General features: G+C 45.3%; 1 protein-coding gene. It reads right to left on the reverse strand.

The window, feature by feature from the left end; all coding sequences use genetic code 11:
• Positions 1 to 79: 79 nt before the first annotated feature.
• Positions 80 to 1,053 (reverse strand): HlyD family efflux transporter periplasmic adaptor subunit (locus F6K53_RS45105; protein ID WP_293087672.1); only part of this gene is annotated, 974 nt, incomplete at its 5' end.

Raw genomic sequence — 1,053 nt, forward strand, 5'->3', positions numbered from 1 at the left:
CCGATTCCCGATTCCCGATTCCCGATTCCCTACTCCCCACACCCATTAAGGCGAATAATGTTGCTTGGCACCCCGTCAGCTAAAGTCCTATTCCCCCCTTCTGCAATTGCTTAAACGGATCAAGAATCAAATCAATAATCCGACGCCGTCTAACAATTACTTCAGCAGATGCAGTATCCCCCGGACGCAAAGGAATACACTTATTCCCTGAGTCAATGCAGTCTTTTTTCAGGGCAATGTTTAAGCTATACACCGCTATCCTCCCCTGAGGCGTATCCACCTCCTCTGTAGTGGGAGAAATGCTGATGATTTCCCCTGGTAGCACCCCATAATCTTGATAGGGATAAGCATCAAACTTCAACTTTACGGGTAGCCCAGTTTTCAAGGAACCACTTTCCGGTGTTGTCATCTGGGCTTTGAGACTTAAGGAAGAATTCTCTGGGGCAATTTCTGCCACCATCATTCCTGGCTGCACCACTGAACCGGCACCAGGAATCGGGAAATCAAATATAGTCCCATTTACCGGAGATTTTATCACCCGTTGAGACAACTGAAACTTTAACCCCTCTATCTGAGTCTTATTCTGAGCAATATCCGCTTCAAGTCTAGAAATTTCTGCCTCCATATTTTTAAAATTCTCCTCAGAGCGCAGTAGAGCCAATTTCCCGGCTTCGACTAAACCCTGATAACTTTTCTCTTGCTCCCGTAGACGCAACTGCGCCTGTTCAATCTCTGCTTCGGTTTGGCGCAAGGTGCGCTCATAAGTACTCTCTTGCTCCGTTAACCGTAACTTCGCTTGCTCGAGGTCTGATCGGGTTTGTTCATACAACCGTTGCCTCTCTTGAGCCATATCTTCCCGGTCTACCAACTGAATTTCCGAAACAATCCCCTCATTAAATGCATCTCTAAACCTTGCCACCTCCCGCTTGGCATTTTCCATGCGATTTTCCATTAAATTATAAGCCATTTGACTATGATCTAGCAATTGTTTGGCCTGATTTAACTGGGCTAATTGTTCTGTTTTTTGTAAATTATAAGATTTTTTAAGGGCTG

This window comes from Moorena sp. SIO4A1, from assembly GCF_010672065.1.
In the GTDB taxonomy this organism is placed as follows: Bacteria; Cyanobacteriota; Cyanobacteriia; order Cyanobacteriales; family Coleofasciculaceae; genus Moorena.